The sequence below is a fragment of the Nonomuraea sp. NPDC052129 genome, assembly GCF_040680095.1.
In the GTDB taxonomy this organism is placed as follows: Bacteria; Actinomycetota; Actinomycetes; order Streptosporangiales; family Streptosporangiaceae; genus Nonomuraea.
Map to the genome: position 1 here is coordinate 1 of NZ_JBFAVX010000086.1, position 1,650 is coordinate 1,650.

Sequence of the window (1,650 nt, forward strand, 5' to 3'; positions counted from 1 at the left end):
GGCTCTGCCAAGATTTCCGTGGTGACAGATTGTGCTGTTCTATCCACACTCCGCTGTTCTGGATGCAACCGTGAACGGTGTGTAACCGTGACATGGTGAACGTGCTCTTCCCGCACCTGGCCGCGGTGGAGATCGAGCAGGTGGACCGTCAGGACGGCCAGATCCGGATGGTGGCCCGCACGCGAGGTGACCCGGTGTGCTGCCCGTCGTGCGGGATGGCCACGGGGAAGGTGCACGGCTATCACTGGCGGCGCCTGGCTGACCGTCCGGTGGACGGGCTGCCCGTGGTGATCGAGTTGAGGTTACGACGCTTGGTGTGCATCAACCTGGACTGCGCGCGGCAGACCTTCCACGAGCAGGTGCCGGGCCTGGCCGGCCGCTACGGGCGTCGCACGCCAGGCGCGACGGCGCTGGTGATCGCGTGCGCGCTGGCGCTGGCCGGGCGAGGCGGAGCCGCTCTCCTGGCCACGATCGGATTACTGCTCAGCCGTACCAGCGTGCTGAGCACCCTGATGGCATTGCCGGAGCTGCCGTCGGCCGTTCCGGCGGCGATCGGCGTCGACGACTTCGCGATCAAACGGGGTCAGCGCTATGCCACCGTCATCATCGATGCCGTCACCCACAGATGCCTGGACGTGCTGCCCGATCGGCTCGGCGTCACCTTCGCCCACTGGCTGCAACAGCATCCCGGAGTCCAGCTCATCTGCCGGGACCGCTCGACCGCGTACGCGGCCGGCGCCCGCGATGGCGCGCCGCAGGCGGTGCAGTGCGCCGACCGCTGGCACCTGCTGAAGAACCTGAGCGAGGCGATCGAGAGGCTCGCCCTGACGCACCGTGGCTGTTTTCGCGACATCGCTGCAGGCCAGGGCCGCGACGAAGGTCCCACGGTGCAGCGCACCCGCAGCCGGTATGCGGCCGTGCACGCCCTGCTGGGCCAGGGCTTGGCGAACAACGAGATCGCCCGCCGGCTCAACCTCGCGTTGAACACTGTCAAGAAGTACGCCCGCGCCCAACGGGTCGAGCAGGTGATCGGTGGCCCGAAACGGGGTGCCACGCTGGTCGATCCGTTCCGCGACTACCTGCGCAGCCGCCGGGCCGCCGAACCCGGCGTGGCCGCGTGGACCCTGCTGCGGGAGATCAAGTCGATGGGGTATCAGGGCGGCTCCACCCTGCTGTACCGCTACCTGGGCCAAGGGCGCGCCGAGGATGCCCAGGCGCCGCCCTCACCCCGCCGCGTCGCCATCTGGATCATGACCGACCCGGCCCACCTCAGCCCCGGCCGCATGGCCCGACTGCAGGAAGTGCTGGACCACTGCCTGGAGTTGAAGCAGGCCACTGAGCACGTACGCACCTTCGCCAATCTGCTCACCCAACGCCAAGGACACCGGCTGGACGACTGGATCGACGTAGTCCGCGCCAGCGATCTGCAACCCCTGCGCTCCTTCGCTGAAGGGCTGCTCATCGACCACGACGCCGTCGTCGCCGGGCTCACTCTGCCCTACAGCAACGGCCCCACCGAAGGCGTGGTCACGAAGATCAAACTGCTGAAACGGCAGATGTACGGGCGAGCCGGTCTCGCCCTGCTACGCAAACGGATACTTCTCACCATCGCCAGGAACTGAGCGTTACCACGGGAATCTTGGCAGAGCC

Annotated in this window: 1 protein-coding gene; it reads left to right on the forward strand. The window is 67.8% G+C overall.

Annotated features, from left to right (window positions below; all coding sequences use genetic code 11):
• The first annotated feature begins 92 nt into the window (after positions 1-92).
• A complete protein-coding gene (locus AB0L53_RS59270) occupies positions 93-1,622 on the forward strand; it encodes an ISL3 family transposase (protein ID WP_364015912.1) in 1,530 nt (509 codons plus the stop codon).
• The last annotated feature ends 28 nt before the right edge of the window (positions 1,623-1,650 follow it).